We start from the raw sequence: 20,397 nt of genomic DNA on the forward strand, positions 1-20,397 counted from the left end.
ATGCGGTTGCGTTCCCGTACGACGGGTTTTCCCCGGCGCCGGCTCAGACGTCCAGCTGGTCGGCGACCGCCCGCAGAAGGCCGGCGATCTTCTTGCCGGAGGCCTTGTCCGGATAGCGGCCCTTCTCCAGCATCGGCGTGATGTTTTCGAGGAGGGTCGTCAAATCCTGCACGATCGAGGCCAGCTCGTCCGGCTTCTTGCGCTGGGCGGCGGCGACCGACGGCGTCGGCTCCAGCACGGTCACCGACAGCGCCTGGTCACCGCGCTGACCGGCGACGACGCCGAACTCCACGCGCTGTCCCGGCTTGAGTGCATCGACTCCGGCGGGGAGAACCGAGGAATGGACGAAGACGTCACCGCCGTCGTCGCGGGAGAGAAAGCCGAAGCCCTTCTCGCTGTTGAACCATTTGACACGCCCGGTCGGCACCGTCTGTCCTCGTCCTCGTACTCGTTGGGAAAACTGCCACTGCTTCGAAAGTGCTCTTGATAGCAGTAGAGCGGGTCGACCATGACCCGCCGCTACCAAGGCTAATGGTCTCGGGGCGGGTGACAAGACGTCCCCCGGTTGTTCTCTCGCGCTGGGAACTACCCTGGTCCGGTGCGTGACAAAACCCAAACGAATTCCGCCGCGCCCGGTGACGGGCTGATCCGCGCCGGGGCGATCGTCTTCTTCATCGGCGCCGCGGCCACTCTGGTCACGGTGGCGCCGCTGTTCCTCGGCGCAAAGCCTTTCCCGACCTACATGTTCGGTCTGAGCATGCTCATGGCGGTCGGTTTCCTCGTCGCCGGCGCGGGCGTCCTGCGGTCGGTCGCCGCCGCCCGGCGTCAGGCGCGCGGCGCTTCTTCCTCCTCGACCGCGCTGCGGTAGCCGGTCAGCCACGGGGGGAAGACCGACAGGTCGTCGAGGACGACATCCGCCCCGGCGGCGAGCAACTCGTCGGCGGAGCAGGGCCCGGTCGCCACGCCGACCGCCACCGCTCCCGCCGTACGGGCCCCGCGCACGTCTCCGACATGGTCGCCGACGTACACGCCCGCGCCGTACGCGCGCAGCGCCTCCGCCTTCTGCTCCGCCCACAGGTCGCCCACGACCACGTCCGGCTCGATGCCGAGGTGGGACAGGTGCAGCTTGGCGTTGGGCTCGTACTTCGCCGTGACCACGAGCGTCCGGCCACCGGCCGCCCGGACCGCGGCCATCGCCTCCCGGGCACCGTCCAGGGCGGGTGTGGCGGCGATGGCGATCGACGGGTACATCTCCCGGTACAGGTCGGCCATGGCGCTGATCTGCTCCTCGGGGAACCAGTTGACCAGCTCCTCCACGAGCGGCGGGCCGAGCCGGGTCACCGCCAGATCGGCGTCGATGTACGTCCCGGTCCGCTCCGCCAGCGCCAGGTAGCACGCGCGGATGCCCGGCCGGGAGTCGATGAGGGTCATGTCGAGGTCGAAGCCGACGGTGAAAGTCATATGGGGCATTGTGTCAGCGGGCGCCTCCGGCATTTCGGCCGAGCGGGTCAGCGTCCCGAGGCCGGGTGATCTGCCGAGTGCAGATGCATCGTGGCTGCTCGCGGCCCCCGCGGCGGAGCCGCGTGTCGCACACGGCCCCGCGCCCCTTGCGGGCACGCAGGCCTCAGCGCCGGGTGCGTTGGGAGCGCCAGACCAGGTACAGCGCCGACGCCACCGCAGCACCTCGCACCACCCACGGCCACGTCCCGGCGATCGCCTCGTTCATGTGGCCCCGCGCGATCGGCTCGCCCCAGCGCCCGTTGTCCCTCCCCCACAGCCACACCAGCCCGGCCGCGACCGCCGCGCCCGGCAGCACCATCACGGCCCACTTGGTCTCCGCGGGGGTCAGCCGCCGGGAGCCGTAGGCGATCGCCCAGCCCAGGATCAGGGCGAACCAGTTCCCGAGCACCGCTCCGGCGGCCAGCGCGGCGGCGGCCAGCAGCAGGAGGGGGTTGGTCCAGCCGGCCGCAGGGCGCGGGAGCAGGCGGCGGCGCGGGCCGGGCTCGGCCTCCGTGGCCTCCGTGGCCTCCGGTGCCGGCGCCCCGGTGTCCGGGGCCGCCGATGCCGCCGTACCCTCCGTCGGTTTCGGTGGCCGTTCGAGCAGCTCCGGGATCTCCACGCCGCCGACGAACCCCGGCACCGGGTCGGTCTCGGCGGCCGGCCCGCCGACGCCGCCGGGGCCGCCGAAGGGAGTGCCGCCCACCCGCCACCAGTCGGGCCGTACGGCGCCGTCCCCCAGTTCGTGCGCGGGGGCGAGGTGCGGAGGTGACGGCGCGTCGCGCGGGGCGGAGGGCTCGGTTTCGGCCGGGCGCGGCCGGGGGACGACCCGGCGCAGGCCCCTGCGCCGTTCCCGGTCCGCCGGCTCCGGCTTCCGCGCGCCCGGCGCCGGCTGTACGGGCACGGCCGCGGGCGGCTGCGCGCCCCGCCCGGCACCGAATCCACCGGATGCGCTCGATCCACCGGATGCACCGGCCGTGCCGCCCACCGCCTCGACGACCTCGTCCGGGGTGCCCAGGCGGTCCAGGATGCGGCGCACCGCGGCGGGGCTGTCGACGGTCGCGCCGGCCCGGTGCCGGTCGATCTCGTTGCGCAGTTCCGACACGAGCCGCATCCGCGTGGACGACGGCAGCTGCCGCTGCTGAGCAATGTCTCCGACACGGCTCAGGTACTCGTAGACGACCTGGTCGCTCTCGATCCCCAACGGAACCCCTCCGGGGTGACGGCGATGAGACCCCGTGAGGACGGTAGCGCAGAGTCGCTGCGCGGAGCCCGCCCAACGGGGCCGGGGCGGCCCCCTCGACGACGGCAACCGCTACCGTGGGTCAGATGAGCCAAGCGGCCCACCCAGCCCCTCGGTCCCTCGCGGAGGCGCTCCGCGCGCGGGACGACGTGTCCCTGGCCGCGCTGCTGCGCAGCCGCCCCGACCTCATCACGCCCGTCCCGACGGACCTCACGCAGCTGGCCACCCGCGCCGGTACCCGCGCCTCGGTGCTGCGCGCGCTGGAGCGGCTGGACCGGTTCGCGCTGCAGACGGCGGAGGCGCTGGCCGTGGCCCCGGACCCGGCGTCGTACGACACGCTGCTGGGGCTGATGGCGGGGTACGGCGGGGACGACACGATCGCCGCCGCGCTGCCGCACGCCCTCGCCACCCTGCGCGAACAGGCGCTGGTGTGGGGCGACGACGAACGGCTGCGGCTGGTGCGGACCGCCCGCGAGCTGCTCGCGCCCTCCCCGCAGCACCCCTCCCCGACCGGGCTCGGGCCCACCGTGCAGGAGGCCGCCTCGGGCATGTCGCCGGGCCGGATCCAGGAGATCGTGACGGCGGCCGGGCTGCCCTCGACGCACGACTCGGTGTCCGCCGTGGCCGCGCTCACCGCGCTGTTCGCCGACCGGAAGAAGATGGCCGAGCTGCTCGCCGGCGCCCCGGAGGCGGCCCGCGAGGTGCTGTCACGACTGGTGTGGGGGCCGCCGTACGGTCAGGTCACCCCGGATCCGGCCGCGCATCTGCGCTGGCTGCTCGACCGCGGGCTGCTGCTGCCGTCCGTGCCCGGCACGGTCGTACTGCCCCGCGAGGTGGCCCTGCATCTGCGGGAGGGCCGCGCCCACCGTACGCCGGAGCCGCTGCCGCCCGCCGTGGAGCCGGCCGCGACCCACGGTCCGCAGGTGGTGGACGCGACGGCGGCCGGGCAGGCGTACACCGCTCTCGCCACCGTCGAGGAGCTGCTGAAGGACTGGGACGAGGGCGGCCCGGCCGTGCTGCGGGCCGGCGGGCTGAGCGTCCGTGACCTGAAGCGGACCGCCGTCGCCCTGGACGTGTCCGAGCCGGTCGCCGCGTTCTGGGTGGAGCTGGCGTACGCGGCGGGTCTGGTCGCCTCCGACGGCGAGGCCGACGAGCGGTACGCCGCCACGCCCGCCTACGACGAGTGGCTGGAGCGGCCCGCCGCCGAGCGCTGGGCCCGTCTCGCCGAGGTCTGGCTGGCGGCCACCAGGACGCCGGGGCTGGTCGGCGGCCGGGACGCGAAGGACCGCACGCTCGCCGCGCTCGGGCCGGGGCTGGACCGCTCGGCCGCGCCCGAGGTACGGCACCGGGTGCTGACACTGCTGGCCGGTCTGCCGACGGGCGCGGCCCCGGACCCCGAGTCGGTGCTGGCCCGGCTGCGCTGGGAACGGCCGCTGCGCGGTCCCCAGCGGCCGGACGGCGAGGAGGACCTGCGCTCCCGGCTGGCCCGCTGGACCCTGTCCGAGGCCGAACTGCTGGGCATCACCGGGCGGGGCGCCCTGTCGGCACACGGCCGTGCTCTGCTGGGCACCCCGGCGACGACAGGCCCGCGTGGGGCGTCGTCCGCCCCGGGCCGGGCCGGCGCTGCGAGCTCCCGTCCGACCTCCGGCGCGGGAGGCCCCGCGGCCTCCGGTCCGGCCTCCGGAGCCGCCGTATCGTCCGACGTCCCCGGCTCCACCACCGCCGAATCGTCCGACGTCCCCGGCTCCTCCGCCGCCACGGCCGCCCGCGCGTCCGCCGGTACCCGCACCTCCGCCCGCCCGGCCACGCCGACCGGGTCCACCGGACCCGGTGACAAGCTGCCCGTCCACCATCACCACCGGCCGACGGCAGCCCCCGCCCCGCTCTCCCCCGCCGAGCAGGCCGTGGCGACGGCCGCTGCGGCCCGCCTCCTGGCACCGCTCCTGCCCGAACCGCTGGACCACGTGCTGCTCCAGGCCGACCTGACGGCAGTGGCGCCCGGGCCGCTGCGGCGTCCGCTCGCCGACCTGCTGGGCGTGCTCGCGGACGTGGAGTCCAAGGGCGGGGCGACCGTGTACCGGTTCACGCCGGCCTCGGTACGGCGTGCCCTGGACGCCGGCCGTACCGCCGCCGATCTGCACGCCTTCCTCGCCGAGCACTCCCGCACCCCGGTCCCGCAGCCGCTCGCCTATCTGATCGACGACGTGGCCCGCAAACACGGCCACCTGCGGGTCGGCGCGGCCTCCGCGTACGTACGCTGCGACGACGACACCCTGCTGAACGAGATCCTGGCCGACCGGCGCGCCGCGGCCCTGCGGCTGCGCCGCCTCGCCCCGACCGTGCTGGCCGCCCAGTCCGATCCGGCGACGCTGCTGGAGGGCCTGCGCGCGATGGGCTACGCACCGGCCGCCGAGTCCGCCGAGGGTGACGTCCTGATCGCCCGTGCCCACGCCCACCGCACCCCGCCGCGCACCGCCCCCGAGCCGGTCCCGGACGGTCCGCCGGCGCCCGACACCACACTCCTCGCGGCGGCGATCCGCGCGATCCGGGCGGGCGACCTGGCTGCCACCACCCCACGCAAGCCCACCGGAGCGGCGACCCCCCTGGCGGGCGGTGAGCTGCCCCGTACGTCATCCGCCGAGACCCTCGCCACCATGCAGGCCGCCGTCCTGACGGGCGCCTCCCTGTGGATCGGCTACGTCAACGCCGAGGGCACCGCAAGCCAGCGCGTCATCGCCCCGGTCCGCGTCGAGGGCGGCTTCGTCACGGCGTACGACCACACGGCGGACGAGGTGCGCACCTATCCGCTGCACCGGATCACGGGGGTGGCGGAGCTGGCGGAGGACTGACCCTGATCATCGGCCCATAGGGCACACTGGACGTTTGGCCGTAGGGAAAGGGTGTACCGAGCGTGAATGGTCCACTGATCGTCCAGTCCGACAAGACCCTGCTCCTGGAAGTCGACCACGAGCGGGCCGACGACTGCCGTCGGGCCATCGCGCCGTTCGCCGAGCTGGAGCGGGCGCCCGAGCACATCCACACCTACCGGGTCACGCCGCTCGGGCTGTGGAACGCACGGGCCGCCGGGCATGACGCCGAGCAGGTCGTGGACGCGCTGGTGCAGTACAGCCGGTATCCGGTGCCGCACGCGCTGCTCGTGGACATCGCGGAGACGATGGACCGCTACGGGCGGCTCACGCTCAGCAAGCACCCCGCGCACGGGCTGGTGCTGACCACCACCGACCGGCCGGTGCTGGAGGAGGTGCTGAAGTCCAAGCGGATCACCCCGCTGGTCGGGGCGCGGATCGACCCGGACACGGTCGTGGTGCACCCCTCCGAGCGCGGGCAGATCAAGCAGATGCTGCTCAAGCTGGGCTGGCCGGCCGAGGACCTCGCCGGGTACGTCGACGGCGAGGCGCATCCGATCGAGCTGCTGGAGGACGGCTGGGCCCTGCGGCCGTACCAGCGGCAGGCCGTGGAGAACTTCTGGCACGGTGGCAGCGGGGTCGTGGTGCTGCCCTGCGGCGCCGGGAAGACACTGGTCGGGGCCGGGTCCATGGCGCAGGCCAAGTCGACCACGCTCATCCTCGTCACGAACACCGTCTCCGCCCGGCAGTGGAAGCACGAGCTGGTGAAGCGGACCTCGCTGACCGAGGACGAGATCGGTGAGTACAGCGGGACACGCAAGGAGATCCGGCCGGTCACCATCGCGACCTACCAGGTGCTGACGACCAAGCGGAAGGGTGTCTATCCGCACCTGGAGCTGTTCGACTCCCGGGACTGGGGGCTGATCGTCTACGACGAGGTGCATCTGCTGCCGGCTCCTGTCTTCAAGTTCACCGCCGATCTCCAGGCACGGCGGCGGCTGGGTCTGACGGCCACCCTCGTGCGCGAGGACGGCCGCGAGTCGGACGTGTTCTCTCTCATCGGGCCGAAGCGGTTCGACGCCCCCTGGAAGGAGATCGAGGCGCAGGGGTACATCGCGCCGGCCGACTGCGTCGAGGTGCGGGTGAACCTGACGGACTCCGAGCGGCTGGCCTATGCGACCGCCGAGACGGAGGAGAAGTACCGCTTCTGTGCCACCACCGACACCAAGCGGAAGGTGACGGAGGCGATCGTCCGCCGGTTCGCCGGCCGGCAGATCCTCGTCATCGGCCAGTACATCGACCAGCTGGACGAACTGGGCGAGCACTTGAACGCGCCCGTCATCAAGGGCGAGACCTCCAACGCCCAGCGCGAGAAGCTCTTCGACGCCTTCCGCGAGGGCGAGATCAGCGTGCTGGTCGTGTCGAAGGTCGCCAACTTCTCCATCGACCTGCCCGAGGCCACCGTCGCCATCCAGGTGTCCGGCACCTTCGGCTCCCGCCAGGAGGAGGCCCAGCGGCTCGGCCGGGTCCTGCGCCCGAAGGCCGACGGCCACCAGGCGCACTTCTACTCGGTCGTCGCCCGGGACACCATCGACCAGGACTTCGCCGCCCACCGCCAGCGTTTCCTGGCCGAGCAGGGCTACGCCTACCGGATCGTGGACGCGGACGAGATCCTGTCCGAGGACAGCGCCGGCTGAGCCGCCCGCAGCGCCGCCGCCGCGATCAGCGCCAGCCCCAGCAGTGGGTACGGCGAGGCCAGTGGCTGCTGCCACCAGGGCAGGTGCAGGTCGCGGTCGCCCTCGTGGGGGACCAGCCAGAGGGTGCGGGCCGTGAAGACCGTGGCGGTGGCCGCCGCGAGCCGGATGCGGCCCTCGGCGAGCAGGACCGCGAGGAGCGGGACGCACCACACCCAGTGGTGGGACCAGCTGATCGGTGAGATCAGCAGGGCCGTGACCGCGGCGAGCAGGACGCCGTGCCGTTCCTCGCCGGCGCGTGCCGCCAGGCACAGGCCCGCCGCCCCCACCGCCACCGCGGGCAGCACCCAGGCCAGGCCCGGTGCCGCGGTGCCGAGCGCTCTCGCGATCAGGCCCTGCAGGGACTGGTTGTCCACGAGCCACGCCTTGCCGACCCGGTCCGTCTCGTACAGCCGCCGGGTCCAGAAGCCGGCGCTCGCCGCCGGGAGCAGTGCGGCGCCGCACAGGACCGTGCCGGTGCAGGACGCGACCGCCGTCCACGCCTCCTTTCGGTGGCCTCTCAGGAACAGGTACAGCACGAAGACGGCCGGCGTGAGCTTGATGCCGGTCGCGACGCCGACGGCCACGCCCTTGCCCCGGGCGCCCGCGGGCCGGGCGAGGTCCCACAGGACCAGGCCGGTGACGGTCAGGTTGATCTGCCCGAACAGGACCGTCTGGAAGACCGGTTCGAGCCACAGGGACAGGGCGGTGGCCGTGCAGAGCAGGGATGCGGAGACCTGTCGGCCGGCCAGCCGGGCCGAGAGGACCACCAGGGCCGCGAGCAGGAGCGCGTTGCCCGCGACGAAGGCCGCCTTCAGGGCCGGCACGGGAAGCCAGGTGGCCGGGACGAAGAGGAGTGCCGCGAAGGGCGGGTAGGTCGCGGGGAGCCGCCACCGGGTGGCGGTGAAGCCGTACAGATCGGTGCCGTGGACCACGGCCGCGCCCTCGGCCCGGTAGACGAGGAGGTCGGCCATGGGTGCGTGCTGCAGGACGCACAGGGCGACGAAGAGGGTCAGGGAGACGGACAGGAAGACGGCCGGCACAAGCGTCGGCATCCGTTTCCGCACCGTCCGTGGGAGCACGGACGCGACCCTATGCGGTTACTTGTGGCGTATGCCCGCTTCCTCGCCGTACTCGCCGAGGATGACCACGCCGAACGCGGCCTCGGCGAACACCTTGATGGCGCGCAGGGCGTTGCCGAGCAGGTGGTGATGCGGGCCGTCGACGGCTGTGGCGCCGGTCGGCGGGCGGACAGGGACTGGATGGATGGTTGCTGCGCTCATGCCCTCATGGTCGCTCTCGCACGGCGTGATCGGCATCGGTCCACAGAGCCAATCTGCCCGTTCTTCGCGTACGCCCCTGGATGGAGCGCTCCCCCTACGCCGGGCGGTTTCGCCCCCTAGGGGTCCGCATCCGGAATCACGGCCCGGACCGGAGTGCGCCCGCGCGCACACCTCGGGGACCCCTCCCGCACCCGTTCCGGTCCGGGCGTCTCCGCCACGCTCCGGTCCACCTGGAAACGTTCCTCCGGCACACGCCACCGGCACCTGCTCAAGCGCGGGCAGCCGCCGGACAGGTTTCCGTCCAGCGCTCGAACAAACCCTGAATGGACCGGAAATGCAGACAATCCGACTATTCCCTTTCATCTTGTCGGACCGTCCCGCTCCCCGGCTAGCTGATGGCAGGCCGCCCTCGGGGGGCGGAGGGACAACCCGTAAGGAGAAGCACGTCATGAAGAAGGCCTACGAAGCACCGACGCTCGTCCGGCTCGGTTCCTTCCGCAAGGAGACCGGACTCCTGCAGCGGCACGGCAACGACCGGCTCATCCTGAGCAAGAACTGAACAGGGCGACGAGCGAAGGTCTCTGACCTGACGTCATGACTGATCTGCACACAAGTGCGGGGACGGGCCACGGCGACGCGCACTTCGCGGTCTTCGCCGACCGCGCGGACGCGGCCGCCGTGGCCCGCTCCTTCGCCCGCCCCGGCACCCGCAGCCTCGATCACCCCTCGGGCCGGCCCTGGCTCCTGGGCCACTGGCACGACCAGGAGATCGTCAGCGCCCGTGTCGGCCCCGCCGCCCTCGCCCTCGTCGGCTGCGTCCCCGTCGACGGCACGGAACTGGAACGGGTCGCCCGCTCCCTGCGCGACCTCGCCGCCCTGGACGCCTGGGCCCGTTCGCTGCCCGGCAGCTGCCACCTCGTCGCCGCCCTCGACGGACGGATCCGGGTGCAGGGCACGGCCTCCGGTCTCCGGCTGGTCTTCCACGCCCCGGTGCACGGCACCCGGGTGGCCGCGACCCGGGCGGACGTCCTGGCCGCCGCACTGGGCGAAGAACCCGCGCCGGAACGCCTGGCCGTACGACTGCTCTGGCCCGTACCGCACCCCCTGCTCGACGAACCGCTGTGGCCCCGGATCACCGCCGTCGCCCCGCACGAGGCGCTGGTCCTCGCGCCGGACGGACACGGCGCACGCCACACCCGCTGGTGGACGCCCCCGGAACCGGTCGTCCCGCTGCGCACGGGCGCCCCCCTGGTCCGCGAGGCCCTCGCCGACGCCGTCCGCGCCCGCACCCGGCACGGCGGCACGGTCAGCTGCGACCTGTCCGGCGGCCTCGACTCCACCTCCCTCTGCTTCCTCGCCGACCGCTCACCGGCCCGTGTCGTCGCCTCCACCTGGCCCGGACGCGACCCTGCCGACACCGACCTGCACTGGGCGAAGCGGGCCGCCGCCGCCCTGCCGGACGTCGAGCACGTCATCTGGGACGCCGAGGCCTCCCCCCTCGTCTACGACGGGCTGCTCGCCATCGACGACGTCCTGGACGAGCCCACCATCGGCGTCATGGACCGTGCGCGGGTCCTGCACCACCTGCCCGCCATGGCCGAGCGGGGCAGCCGGGTGCATCTGACGGGCATCGGCGGCGACCACATCGCCTGGTGCTCCGAGGCGTACTACCACCGGCTGGCGCGGCGCCGACCGCTGTTCGCGCTGCGGCAGCTGCGCGGCTTCAAGGCGCTGTGGCAGTGGCCGCTGGGCCCCATGCTGGGCGCCCTGGCCGACTCCCGGCCGTACGGCAGGTGGCTCGCGGACTCCGCGCACCACCTGCGCGAACCGCTGTCCCCGACGGTCACCACCAGCCTCGGCTGGGGCATGAGCCCGCGCCTGTTCGAGTGGGTGACCCCCGAGGCGGAGCAGCTGGCCCGTACGGCGCTGTCCACGGCCGCCCGGCAGACCCGGCCGCTGCACCCCGACCGGGGACTCCACGCCGACCTGGAACAGATCCGCAACTGCACCCGCATCATCCGGCAGTGGGACCACATGGCGGCCCGCTGCGGACTGCCCATGGCCTCGCCGTTCCTCGACGACCGGGTCATCGAGGCCGCCCTCGCCGTCCGTCCCGACGAACGCGTCTCGCCCTGGCGGTACAAGCCGCTCCTGACCACGGCCATGCGCGGCATCGTGCCCGAGGAGTGCCTGCGCCGGAGCAACAAGGCCACCGCGGCCATGGATGCGGCCGACGGGCTGCGCGAGCACCGCGGTGACCTCAGGGCGCTGTGGGACGACTCCCGGCTGGAACGGCTGGGGCTGGTGGACGGCGCGATGCTGCGCCGCCTCGCCGAGCGCCCCGCCACCAAGCAGCTGCGGGAGGCCGTCCTGTACTCGACCATCTCGGTCGAGGTGTGGCTGCGGACGCTCGACCGGGCGCGGCACGACGTACCGAAGTGACCGACAGACGAAGGAGAGCCGTCATGGCATTGCGGTTCGGTGCCGACATCTGCACCGCGAAGACCGACTACGGCACCGTGCTCCTGGACCAGCGCTCGGGCGAGTACTGGGAGCTGAACCCCACCGCGACCCTGGTGGTCGACACGCTCATGGCGGGTGGTGACGAAGCGGCCGCGACGGCGGCGGTCATGGGGGCGTTCGACGTCGACCCCGACCGTGCACGGGCCGACGTCACCGCCCTGGTGGAGCAGCTGCGCGCCGACGGGCTGGCCGAATGACCACGCCCAGTGCCCTGGAGCGGCCGTACGGGGTACCCCTCGGCCGCCGGCTCGCCGCCCGCGCGGTCCTCGTACCCGCCGTCGTCCTCTCGCTGCTGCCACCACGCCGCATCCGCGCGGTCCTCGGCCTGCTGCGCCGCGGCGCGGCCCCCGCGACCGCGGCACAGGCCCTGCAGGCCCGCGACGCCGTGTGCGCGGTGAGCCTGCGCTGTGCCGGGCCCAAGGGCTGTCTGCCCCGCTCCCTCGGGGCCGCCCTGCTGTGCCGTCTCGGCGGCACCTGGCCGACCTGGTGCACGGGCGTCCGCGTCGTACCGCCGTTCACCGCGCACGCCTGGATCGAGGCCGACGGCCGGCCGGTGGGCGAGGACGCACCCGACGGGTACTTCGCCCGTCTGATGGCCGTCGGCCCGGTGCCCCGATGACGACGAGCGACACCGGCGCGGGGACCGGCGAGCGCACAGAGCACACCCAGCACACCGAGCACACCGACCGGTCCACGCGTGCCGCGATCCGCGCCGTCTACCGGCTCACCGCACGCCACCGCGGTGCGATCGCCCTGGCCACCGCACTGACCCTCGTCGCGTCCGCGCTGGGGCTCGCCCAGCCGCTGCTGGCCAAGCGGGTGGTGGACGCGAGCGGCGGGCAGCAGCCCCTGTGGCCGCCGCTGCTGCTGCTCACCGCCCTGTTCGCCGCCGAGGCCGCCACCGGCTCCGCCGGCCGGTTCCTGCTGGAACGGACGGGCGAAGGCGTCGTACGGAGGCTGCGCCACACCCTGGTGGGGCGGCTGCTGCGGCTGGAGATGCGGGAGTACGACGAACAGCGCCGCGGTGACCTGATCGCACGGGTGACCGCCGACTCCACCCTGCTGCGCGAGGTGGTCGCCCAGGCGCTGGTGGACCTGGTCACCGGGGCCGTGGTCGCCGTCGGCGCGCTGGCCCTGATGGCGTGGCTGGACCCGCTGCTGCTGGTGCTCGTCACGGCGACCGTGGCGACCGCGGCGGCCGTGGTCGCCCTGCTGCTCCGGGGCATCCGCACCGCTTCGGAGCACCTGCAGTCGTCCGTCGGCGCCCTGGCCGCCGACCTGGAACGCGCCCTGGGCGCGCTGTCGATGGTCCGGGTGTACCGCGCCGAGCAGCGGGAGGCGGCCCGCATCGGCGCCCGCGTCGACGAGGCCTGCGCCGCCGGGGTGCGTACCGCGAAGTACGCCGCGGTCATGAGCTCGGCCGTAGAACTCGCCGTCCAGGGCTCCTTCCTGCTGGTCCTCGTCGTCGGAGGCCTGCGCGCACACGGCCGCGGTCACTCCGTGGGCGACCTGGTCGCGTTCCTGCTGTATGCCTCCTACCTCGTCGTCCCCCTGTCCTCGGTGTTCCGCGCGGCCGGTCTGATCCAGCGCGGCATGGGCGCCCACCTGCGCATCGAACAGACCCTGCAGCTGCCCGTCGAGCCCGCCGGCCCGGCGGTCCTTCCCGTCCGGCGGGCACCCGCGCACGTACCGGCCCTCGAACTGGAGGACGTCCACTTCGCCTACCGCCCCGGGCGGCCCGTGCTGCGCGGGGTCTCCTTCACGGTGCCGCAGCGCCGGCAGGTCGCTCTGGTCGGACTCTCCGGGGCGGGCAAGAGCACCGTGTTCGCACTGATCGCCCGGTTCTACGAACCCGACGCGGGCCGGCTCCGCTTCCACGGGTGCCCCGCCGCGGACATCGGCCGTGACGCCAGCCGGGCCGGACTCGCGATCGTGGACCAGAGCAGCCATGTCGTGCGCGGCACGCTCCGCGACAACGTCGTCTACGGCCGCCCGGACGCCACGGAGGACGAGGTGCGCCGAGCGCTCAGGCTGGCCCGCCTTGAGCAGGTGGCCGAGCGGCTGCCCGGCGGACTGCACGGCGCCGTCGGGGAACACGGCACCACCCTGTCCGGCGGGGAGCGCCAGCGCGTCGCCCTGGCCCGCGCCCTGCTCACCCGCCCGACGCTGCTGCTCCTCGACGAACCCACCTCCCACCTCGACGCCCTCAACGAGGCCGCGCTCACCGCGGCCCTGAAGGACATCACCCGGGAGTGCGCGGTCCTCGTCATCGCGCACCGGCTCTCCACCGTTCAGCACGCGGACCGGATCGTCGTCCTGGACGGGGGCCGGGTCACCGCCTGCGGGCGTCATGAGGAACTGCTCACCGCCAGTCCGGTGTACCGGCGGCTGGCGGCGGCGCAGATGGTCCGGCCGGCGGGTGCGGCCGGAAACAATTCATTGGCCCGGCCCTGAGTGCCTCCCTTAGAATCTCCGCTCTTGCCCGCCTCCCTTCATGGAGTGCCGCCGCCCGGACGGAAACCGGGCGGCTCAGTCATGCCCCAGTCATGAACGAGCAGATCCGGAGGCACCCCCTTGTCCGCGTCCGCCCACGACCCGCTCGACGACCCCCTCGCCCGAGAGCGCTCGCACCTCGCCGCGTCCCGTTCCGCCCTGCGTGCCATGCGCGAGGACGTCGAGGCGCTGGACATCCGCGACGTCACCGCGAACTGGGTCAACGCCGAAGTGCTGTCCCGCCAGATCGACGAGCGGATCAAGGCGCTGGCCGACCTGAGCGACACCCCGCTGTTCTTCGGCCGGCTGAACTATCTGCACGCACCGGGCGCGGAGCAGGCCGAAGGCGCCGAGGGCGAGCAGTTCTACATCGGGCGGCGGCACGTCCACGACGCCGACGGCGACCCCATGGTCATCGACTGGCGTGCCCCGGTCTCGCAGCCGTTCTACCGGGCGTCCAGGAAGGACCCGATGGACGTCGGGCTGCGCCGCCGCTTCGGCTACACCGGCGGCGACCTGACCGCGTACGAGGACGAGCACCTCTCCGACCCGGCTGAGCCGTCGGGGGGCGCCACCACCAGCAAGCTGCTCCAGCAGGAGATCGAACGGCCGCGCGTCGGCCCCATGCGGGACATCGTCGCCACCATCCAGCCCGAGCAGGACGAGATCGTCCGCTCCGGTCTGTCCGGCACGGTCTGCGTCCAGGGCGGCCCCGGCACCGGGAAGACCGCCGTCGGCCTGCACCGGGTCGCCTATCTCCTCTACGCCCACCGGGAGCGCCTCGCCCGCACCGGCACCCTGGTCATCGGCCCGAACCGCTCCTTCCTGCACTACATCGAGCAGGTCCTCCCCGCCCTGGGCGAGCTGGAGGTGCAACAGGCCACCGTGGACGACCTGGTCGCGCATGTGGAGGTGCGCGGCACGGACGAGGCGGCCGCGGCCGTGGTCAAGGGCGACGCCCGGATGGCCGAGGTGCTGCGCCGGGCCCTGTACTCCCACGTGACCCTGCCCACAGAGCCTGTGGTCGTGGTGCGCGGCTCGCGGCGCTGGCGGGTGCCGGCGTACGAACTGGAGGACATCGTCCGGGAGTTGCTGCAGCGGGACATCCGGTACGGCGCCGCGCGCGAGGCGTTGCCGCAGCGGATCGCGCATGCGGTGCTGGTGCAGATGGAGCGGTCCGGGGAGGCGCCGGACGACCGGGTGCAGGACGCCGTCGCCCGCAACAGCGCGGTGAAGGCGGCCGTGAAGGAGATCTGGCCGGCCGTGGACCCGGCGAAACTGGTCCTGCGGCTGCTGACCGACGCGGAGTTCCTCGCCGAGCACGCCGCCGGGGTGCTGGACGAGGACGAGCAGAAGACGATCCTGTGGGCCAGGCCGGTGCGCAGTGCGAAGTCGGCCAAGTGGTCGTCGGCGGACGCGGTGCTGATCGACGAGGCGGCGGACCTGATCCAGCGCACGCACTCGCTCGGCCACGTGGTCCTCGACGAGGCGCAGGACCTCTCCCCCATGCAGTACCGGGCCGTCGGCCGCCGCTGCACCACGGGCAGCGCCACGGTGCTGGGCGACCTGGCGCAGGGTACGACCCCCTGGGCGACCCGCAGCTGGGACGAAGCCCTCGCCCACCTCGGCAAGAAGGAGGGCGTCATCGAAGAGCTGACGGCGGGCTTCCGCGTTCCCACGGACGTCATCGCCTACGCCTCCCGCCTCCTCCCGCACATCTCACCGGGCCTCACCCCGGTCGCGTCGGTCCGCGAGAACCCGGGCTTCTTCGAGGTCCGCACCACCACGGAGACATCCGAAGTGGTCGCCGCCTGCGAGGAGTTGCTGAGCAACGAGGGCTCGACGGGCCTGATCGCCGCCGACGCCCGGATCCCGGTGCTGGCCGAGGCGCTGACGGCGGCGGGGATCCCGTACCTCGCGCCCGGCGAGGAGACCACCCGCGACACCCGCCTCACCCTGGTCCCGGCATCCCTCGCCAAGGGCCTGGAGTACGACTACGTGGTCCTCGACGAGCCCCAGGCGGTGGTGGACGGCGAGCCGGACGAACGCACCGGCCTGCGACGCCTGTACGTGGCGCTGACGCGTGCGGTGTCAGGTCTGATCGTGACGCACTCGGCCCCGGTACCGCCTCAGTTGGCCTGACGGCCTAAGGTGCTCTGCGGCTCCGTCACGTCCCCACGGAAAGGCCCCCGTTGAGCACTCCACCGCCTCCGCAGCCCGCGTACCAGCAGAACCCGTACCAGCAAGCCCCGCACCAGCAAGCCCCGCACCAGCAAAGCCCGTACCAGCAGAACCCGTACGAGCAGAGCCCCTACCAGCAGAACCCGTACCAGCAGCACCCCGCTGCCTACCAGCAAGCCCCCGGCGCGTACCCGCCCGCTCCGGGTATCGGGTGCGAGGTGTGCGGCGCGTCGCCCGCGGCGCCGGTGACGGTCCGCGGCCACCAGGGCATGCTGGTGGTCATGCGGCAGCTGCGGCGGCAGGGCACCTTCTGCCACACCTGCGCGCTCGCCGTCTTCCGGAAGATGCAGTCGGACACGCTGGCGCAGGGGTGGTGGGGTCCGATGTCGTTGTTCATCACGCCCATCACGCTGCTGATCAACCTCTTCGCCCTGGCCAAGATCCGGAAGCTCCCCGCACCGGTCGCCCCCCAGGGCCCCGGACTGGACCCGGGCCGCCCGGTGTTCGGACGCCCGATGGGAATGGTGGGTCTCGTCCCGCTCATCGGCTTCGCATCGCTGGTGCTGCTCGTACTCATCGGGATGGCGGCCGGCTGACGCCGGCGCCGGTCAGGCGGCGTCGGCCGCGTCCAGCACCCGCCGCCACTCGGCCACGGCCTTTGGCGAAACCGGCCCCTCCCACCCGGAGGGCCGCGCCGCCCCACCGATGTGGAAGGCGTGGACACCGGCACCCCGCAGCCGCGGCACGTGCTCCAGGCGCAGGCCGCCGCCCACCAGGAGCTGCTGCTCGTACCCCGGCTCGCCCCGCCGCTCCGCCTCGGCGAGCAGCGTCGGCAGGCCCTCGTCCACGCCGTCGGCGGCGCCCGCGGTGAGGTAGGTGTCGAGGCCGGGCAGGTCGGCGAGCTGCTTGCGCAGGGCGTCGCGGTCGGCGGCCCGGTCGATCGCCCGGTGGAAGGTCCACGCGCAGCCGTCCAGCGCGCGGACCACCCGCTCGACGGCCGCCAGGTCGACCGCGCCGTCCGCGTCGAGGAAACCGAGGACGAACTGGTCGGCGCCGGCCTCGCGCAGCTCGCCGGCCACCCGGACCAGGCGGTCCACGTCACCGGCCGCGAACCCGTCCGCGAGGCGGAGCATGACGCGCAGGTCGATGTCGACGGCGGCCCGGAGCCGGGCGACGGTGGCGGGCGCGGGGCTGAGCCCGTCGGCCGCCATGTCGGTGACCAGCTCCAGGCGGTCCGCGCCTCCGGCCTGGGCGGCGACCGCGTCCTCGACGTCGAGCGCGATCACCTCCAGGACTGCACGCTTGCTCATGGCACCCCATTCATCGGCGGCTACAGGTCTAGTCCAATTCAAGACTACGCCGGTTCCGTACCCGCCCGGGCCACCGCTCACCCGAAGATGTTCAGCTCCCCCTCCGCCGCGCCCACCAGCTCGTACGCCGCCCCGTTCACCGGCCGCCCCGCGTACAGCCGTACGAGTGTGGCCGCGTCGCCGATGTACCGCGCGGGCGGCCCCGCCGCCACCGCCGCCCCGAGCCGCAGCGGTTCGTCCACGTCGTCGAGGTCGGCGTGCAGCGGCAGGTGCTCCTTCTCCCGGGTGATCCGGGCCAGCAGGATCAGCGCGTCCGGCAGTCCGGCCCCCGCGTACGCCCCCGGCTCACCGAAGACGTCCCGGACGTCACCGGCGTGCACCCACTCCCCCAGCGCGATCCTGTCCAGCACCCCGCCCGCCTTGGCGATCACCGGTCCGGCCTCGGTCATCCCGCGCTCCAGCTCGTCCACCACCTGCGCGTTGGTCCACTCCGCGCGCTCGGCGATGTCCCGGTCGTTGGACTCGGGCGAGAACACGCCCTTCTCGAACCGGCCCTCCACCACCCGCATCAGCGCCGCCGAACAGTGCGCCAGCACATCGCGCACCGACCACCCCGGACACGCGGCGGTCGGCAGCGCGAAGTCCGCGTCCGGCCGCGAACGCAGCAGCGGTATCAGGGCGTCCCGCTCGGCAACGAGCAGCCGGCCGGGGAGTTCGGGGTCCCGTACTTCCTGTAGATCAGTCATGGGGCCACGCTAGGTGCACCGGACCACGCGGCGGGAGAATGTCGGCATGGCCGATCTCGACGATCTGCGTTCCCGCTGGCTGCACGCCCTGCTCGCGGTACGGGACGACGACTCCTGCGCACCGGACCCGTACCGGTACGCCGATGCCCTGCTGCGCCGCTGGCAGGAGCCCCAGCGCCGGTACCACACCGTCGAGCATCTGGCATCGGTGCTCGACCGCATCGACGTGCTCGAAAAATACGCGGACGACCCGAACGTCGTACGCCTGGCCGCCTGGTTCCACGACGCCGTCTATCTGCCCGAGCGGTCGACGAACGAGGAACGCTCCGCCCGCCTCGCCGAACGCGCCCTGCCCGAGGCCGGCGTCCCGCAGCACAGGGCCGCGGAGGTGGCGCGGCTGGTCCGGCTCACCGTCACGCACGACCCGGCCGACGACGACCGCGACGGCCAGGTGCTCTGTGACGCCGACCTCGCGATCCTGGCCGCGCCTCCGTCGGCGTACGCCGCCTACACCGCCGAGATTCGCGAGGAGTACCACTTCGTGCCGAACGACGCCTTCCGGCAGGGACGTACGGCGGTTCTCCGCCAACTCCTCGATCTGCCGACGCTGTTCCGCACCCCGTACGGCCGCGAGCACTGGGAGGCCACCGCCCGCTACAACCTCTCCGGCGAGCTGGAAATGCTGTCGACCTGAGGCAAGGCGCCCCCTAGGGTTCGCCCCATGCGACCGATAAACGGGGATGATGTGATCGAGGCCGTGGCGGGCTGCACGGCGGCTCTGCGCCAGGCGGTCGACCGGGACTGGGGTGCCGTACGGGCCGGGCGGCTGGAGTGGGACTGCCATGCCACCGCGGTCCATGTCGCCGACGATCTGATCGCCTACGCCGCCAACCTGGCCGGACGCGCGCAGGACGACTACGTCCCCTTCGAGTTGACCCTGGACGAGGGCACGGACAACGCGGGTCTGCTGCACGTGATCGAGACGACCGGCGCGCTGCTCGCCGCCGCCGTCCGCACCGCCCCGCCCGGTGTCCGCGCCTTCCACCCCTACCCCTTCCGCAGCGCCGACGCGCAGGGCTTCGCCGCGATGGGCATCGCCGAGGCGCTGCTGCACACGCACGACATGGCCGAGGGGCTGGGGATCGGCTACGAGCCGCCGGCCGACCTCGTCGCATCCCTCCTGGCCTGCCTCTTCCCGCACGTCCAGCCCGGCCCCGCGCCCTGGCCGACCCTGCTGTGGGCCACCGGTCGCGGTGAGCTGCCCGGCCGCGCCCCGGTCACCGAGTGGCGCTGGAACAACAACCTCGTCATCCCGGCCGAGCGCGTCACCCTGGTCGGCGTCCGCCCGGCCGCCGCCGATGATCTGCGGCTCGGCGGCGACGGTGGCTTCACCTGGCTCGACGGCGGGCCGTACGAGGGCACCCGGGAGGCCGCCTCCTTCCTGCTGAAGGCGTACGAAGCCGGCGTCCACCGCCCGGAGTTCGGGGTCTTCGCACTGGTCCGGCACGAGGACGGCCGCGCGGTCGGCGGCATCGGCTTCCACGGCATCCCGGACGAGGACGGCCGGGTGGAGATCGGCTACGACCTCGTCGAGGGCGCCCGCGGCCAGGGATACGCGACGGAGGCGCTGCGCACCCTGGCCGACTGGGCGCTGGCCCGTGCGGACGTCGGCTCTCTCTTCGCGACCGTCGAGCGGGGCAACACCGCCTCGCAGGCCGTGGTCGGCCGGGCCGGGTTCGTCCGGGTGAGCGAGGAGGGCGACACGGGCGAGGAGCTGGCCTACGAACTGCGCCGCTGAACGAGCCCCTTCGACCGTCTACGGACTGCGCCGCTGAACGAGCCCCTTGCGCCGGCGCAGGCCCGAGTCCGTCAGCAGCCGCACCACCTCGCGGCTGCTGACCTCCACCGCTCCGGCGGCCACCGCGTCCGCGTACCGGTGCGACGGAAGGTCGTAGTGATCGCGCTCGAAGGCCCGCCGGGGAACGCCCAACCGCTCGGCGAACAGATGCAGTTCGTCGTACGACACATCGCTGACCAGGTGCGACCACATGCGGCCGTGTCCGGGCCAGGCGGGCGGGTCGATGTACAGCGTCACGACGAGGTCATTCCGCCCGTCGCCGTACCCAGCGAGCCCACGGCCGCGACCTTCACGCCCGCCTTGGTGCACACCCAGTGCGGGTCGGGGCCCAGCTCGGGCTCCACGTCCAGCGCGTGCGGGTCGCCGGAACCGCACACCGGGCACAGCGGCCAGCGGCCGTACCGCTCCAGCAGCGCGTCCTGGACGTCCTGCGCGACCAGCCCGGCGACATAGGCGGCGCCGTCCGGCCACTGCTCGACCCACCAGCGCCGCTCCGCGACGGAGTCCTCGACCAGCGACACCACGTCCGCCTCCGCCACCTGGCCCGCGACGAGGTCGGCGAGCACCAGGGCGCGCGCGGCATGCAGGGCCTGCTCAAGAGGACTGGGTTCCATACAACTCATTGTGCGCACTCTTGACCAAGACGCCGAACCGAAAATATCT

Annotated in this window: 21 protein-coding genes; 12 read left to right on the forward strand and 9 right to left on the reverse strand. The window is 73.4% G+C overall.

The window, feature by feature from the left end; genetic code table 11:
• Positions 1–43: 43 nt before the first annotated feature.
• Positions 44–427 carry a cold-shock protein gene (locus tag ACZ41I_RS28655; protein WP_055708594.1) on the reverse strand — a complete coding sequence of 128 codons (384 nt, stop codon included), beginning with the start codon at positions 425–427 and terminating at the stop codon, positions 44–46.
• A gap of 171 nt (positions 428–598) precedes the next feature.
• Here ACZ41I_RS28655 and ACZ41I_RS28660 point away from each other — a divergent pair, with 171 nt between their 5' ends.
• A complete protein-coding gene (locus tag ACZ41I_RS28660) occupies positions 599–868 on the forward strand; it encodes a hypothetical protein (protein ID WP_363213773.1) in 270 nt (89 codons plus the stop codon).
• Here the strand turns inward: ACZ41I_RS28660 and ACZ41I_RS28665 are convergent.
• Entirely contained in the window at positions 826–1,461 is a 636-nt protein-coding gene (locus ACZ41I_RS28665; RefSeq protein ID WP_363213772.1) for an HAD family hydrolase, read from the reverse strand. The two genes, ACZ41I_RS28660 and ACZ41I_RS28665, sit on opposite strands and share 43 nt — an antisense overlap.
• A gap of 163 nt (positions 1,462–1,624) precedes the next feature.
• Complete coding sequence (locus tag ACZ41I_RS28670; RefSeq protein ID WP_468515434.1) at positions 1,625–2,701, reverse strand: hypothetical protein; 1,077 nt, start codon at positions 2,699–2,701, stop codon at positions 1,625–1,627.
• A 125-nt stretch (positions 2,702–2,826) separates the two neighbouring features.
• Here ACZ41I_RS28670 and ACZ41I_RS28675 point away from each other — a divergent pair, with 125 nt between their 5' ends.
• Entirely contained in the window at positions 2,827–5,589 is a 2,763-nt protein-coding gene (locus ACZ41I_RS28675; protein ID WP_468515435.1) for a helicase-associated domain-containing protein, read from the forward strand.
• Between the two features lie 62 nt (positions 5,590–5,651).
• The gene (locus tag ACZ41I_RS28680) at positions 5,652–7,304 is read left to right on the forward strand and encodes a DNA repair helicase XPB (protein WP_468515436.1); all 1,653 of its coding nucleotides are present in this window, start codon (positions 5,652–5,654) and stop codon (positions 7,302–7,304) included.
• Here the strand turns inward: ACZ41I_RS28680 and ACZ41I_RS28685 are convergent.
• Positions 7,253–8,395, reverse strand: a complete 1,143-nt coding sequence (locus ACZ41I_RS28685) for a glycosyltransferase 87 family protein (RefSeq protein WP_468515437.1) — start codon at positions 8,393–8,395, stop codon at positions 7,253–7,255. The genes ACZ41I_RS28680 and ACZ41I_RS28685 overlap by 52 nt on opposite strands.
• A gap of 45 nt (positions 8,396–8,440) precedes the next feature.
• Complete coding sequence (locus tag ACZ41I_RS28690; RefSeq protein WP_363213767.1) at positions 8,441–8,623, reverse strand: hypothetical protein; 183 nt, start codon at positions 8,621–8,623, stop codon at positions 8,441–8,443.
• A 448-nt stretch (positions 8,624–9,071) separates the two neighbouring features.
• Between ACZ41I_RS28690 and ACZ41I_RS28695 the strand changes: the two genes are divergently transcribed.
• The 7 genes from ACZ41I_RS28695 (at position 9,072) to ACZ41I_RS28725 (ending at position 16,416) form a co-directional block, all read left to right on the forward strand.
• Positions 9,072–9,182, forward strand: a complete 111-nt coding sequence (locus tag ACZ41I_RS28695; protein ID WP_228624525.1) for a keywimysin-related RiPP — start codon at positions 9,072–9,074, stop codon at positions 9,180–9,182.
• A 35-nt stretch (positions 9,183–9,217) separates the two neighbouring features.
• The gene (locus ACZ41I_RS28700) at positions 9,218–11,065 is read left to right on the forward strand and encodes a lasso peptide isopeptide bond-forming cyclase (protein ID WP_468515438.1); all 1,848 of its coding nucleotides are present in this window, start codon (positions 9,218–9,220) and stop codon (positions 11,063–11,065) included.
• 23 nt (positions 11,066–11,088) lie between these two features.
• Positions 11,089–11,343 (forward strand): lasso peptide biosynthesis PqqD family chaperone, encoded by a 255-nt coding sequence (locus ACZ41I_RS28705; RefSeq protein WP_399774341.1) that lies wholly within the window; start codon positions 11,089–11,091, stop codon positions 11,341–11,343.
• Positions 11,340–11,765 (forward strand): lasso peptide biosynthesis B2 protein, encoded by a 426-nt coding sequence (locus ACZ41I_RS28710; RefSeq protein ID WP_363213764.1) that lies wholly within the window; start codon positions 11,340–11,342, stop codon positions 11,763–11,765. The genes ACZ41I_RS28705 and ACZ41I_RS28710 overlap by 4 nt, the downstream gene beginning before the upstream one ends.
• Positions 11,762–13,600: an ABC transporter ATP-binding protein gene (locus ACZ41I_RS28715; protein WP_468515439.1), complete on the forward strand. Its 1,839-nt coding sequence runs from the start codon at positions 11,762–11,764 to the stop codon at positions 13,598–13,600. Before ACZ41I_RS28710 ends, ACZ41I_RS28715 begins: the two co-directional genes overlap by 4 nt.
• Positions 13,601–13,720: 120 nt before the next feature.
• Positions 13,721–15,781, forward strand: a complete 2,061-nt coding sequence (locus ACZ41I_RS28720) for a HelD family protein (protein ID WP_468515440.1) — start codon at positions 13,721–13,723, stop codon at positions 15,779–15,781.
• Between the two features lie 50 nt (positions 15,782–15,831).
• Positions 15,832–16,416 (forward strand): hypothetical protein, encoded by a 585-nt coding sequence (locus ACZ41I_RS28725; protein ID WP_468515441.1) that lies wholly within the window; start codon positions 15,832–15,834, stop codon positions 16,414–16,416.
• Between the two features lie 12 nt (positions 16,417–16,428).
• On the opposite strand, the gene ACZ41I_RS28730 is transcribed toward ACZ41I_RS28725, so the two are convergent.
• Entirely contained in the window at positions 16,429–17,130 is a 702-nt protein-coding gene (locus tag ACZ41I_RS28730) for a copper homeostasis protein CutC (RefSeq protein ID WP_468515442.1), read from the reverse strand.
• A 77-nt stretch (positions 17,131–17,207) separates the two neighbouring features.
• The gene (locus ACZ41I_RS28735) at positions 17,208–17,876 is read right to left on the reverse strand and encodes a maleylpyruvate isomerase family mycothiol-dependent enzyme (RefSeq protein ID WP_468515443.1); all 669 of its coding nucleotides are present in this window, start codon (positions 17,874–17,876) and stop codon (positions 17,208–17,210) included.
• 46 nt (positions 17,877–17,922) lie between these two features.
• On the opposite strand from ACZ41I_RS28735, the gene ACZ41I_RS28740 reads away from it, so the two are divergent.
• Both ACZ41I_RS28740 and ACZ41I_RS28745 read left to right on the forward strand, forming a co-directional pair.
• On the forward strand, positions 17,923–18,570 hold the full coding sequence (locus ACZ41I_RS28740; protein ID WP_468515444.1) for an HD domain-containing protein: 648 nt from the start codon (positions 17,923–17,925) through the stop codon (positions 18,568–18,570).
• 27 nt (positions 18,571–18,597) lie between these two features.
• Positions 18,598–19,674, forward strand: coding sequence for a GNAT family N-acetyltransferase (locus tag ACZ41I_RS28745; RefSeq protein ID WP_399774358.1), 1,077 nt, complete (start codon positions 18,598–18,600; stop codon positions 19,672–19,674).
• An 18-nt stretch (positions 19,675–19,692) separates the two neighbouring features.
• Here the strand turns inward: ACZ41I_RS28745 and ACZ41I_RS28750 are convergent, their stop codons facing one another.
• Both ACZ41I_RS28750 and ACZ41I_RS28755 read right to left on the reverse strand, forming a co-directional pair.
• Complete coding sequence (locus ACZ41I_RS28750; RefSeq protein WP_363213757.1) at positions 19,693–19,971, reverse strand: DUF4031 domain-containing protein; 279 nt, start codon at positions 19,969–19,971, stop codon at positions 19,693–19,695.
• Positions 19,968–20,348, reverse strand: coding sequence for a hypothetical protein (locus ACZ41I_RS28755; RefSeq protein ID WP_399774362.1), 381 nt, complete (start codon positions 20,346–20,348; stop codon positions 19,968–19,970). Before ACZ41I_RS28755 ends, ACZ41I_RS28750 begins: the two co-directional genes overlap by 4 nt.
• Positions 20,349–20,397: the final 49 nt, after the last annotated feature.

Source organism: Streptomyces sp. NPDC030799, assembly GCF_055572255.1.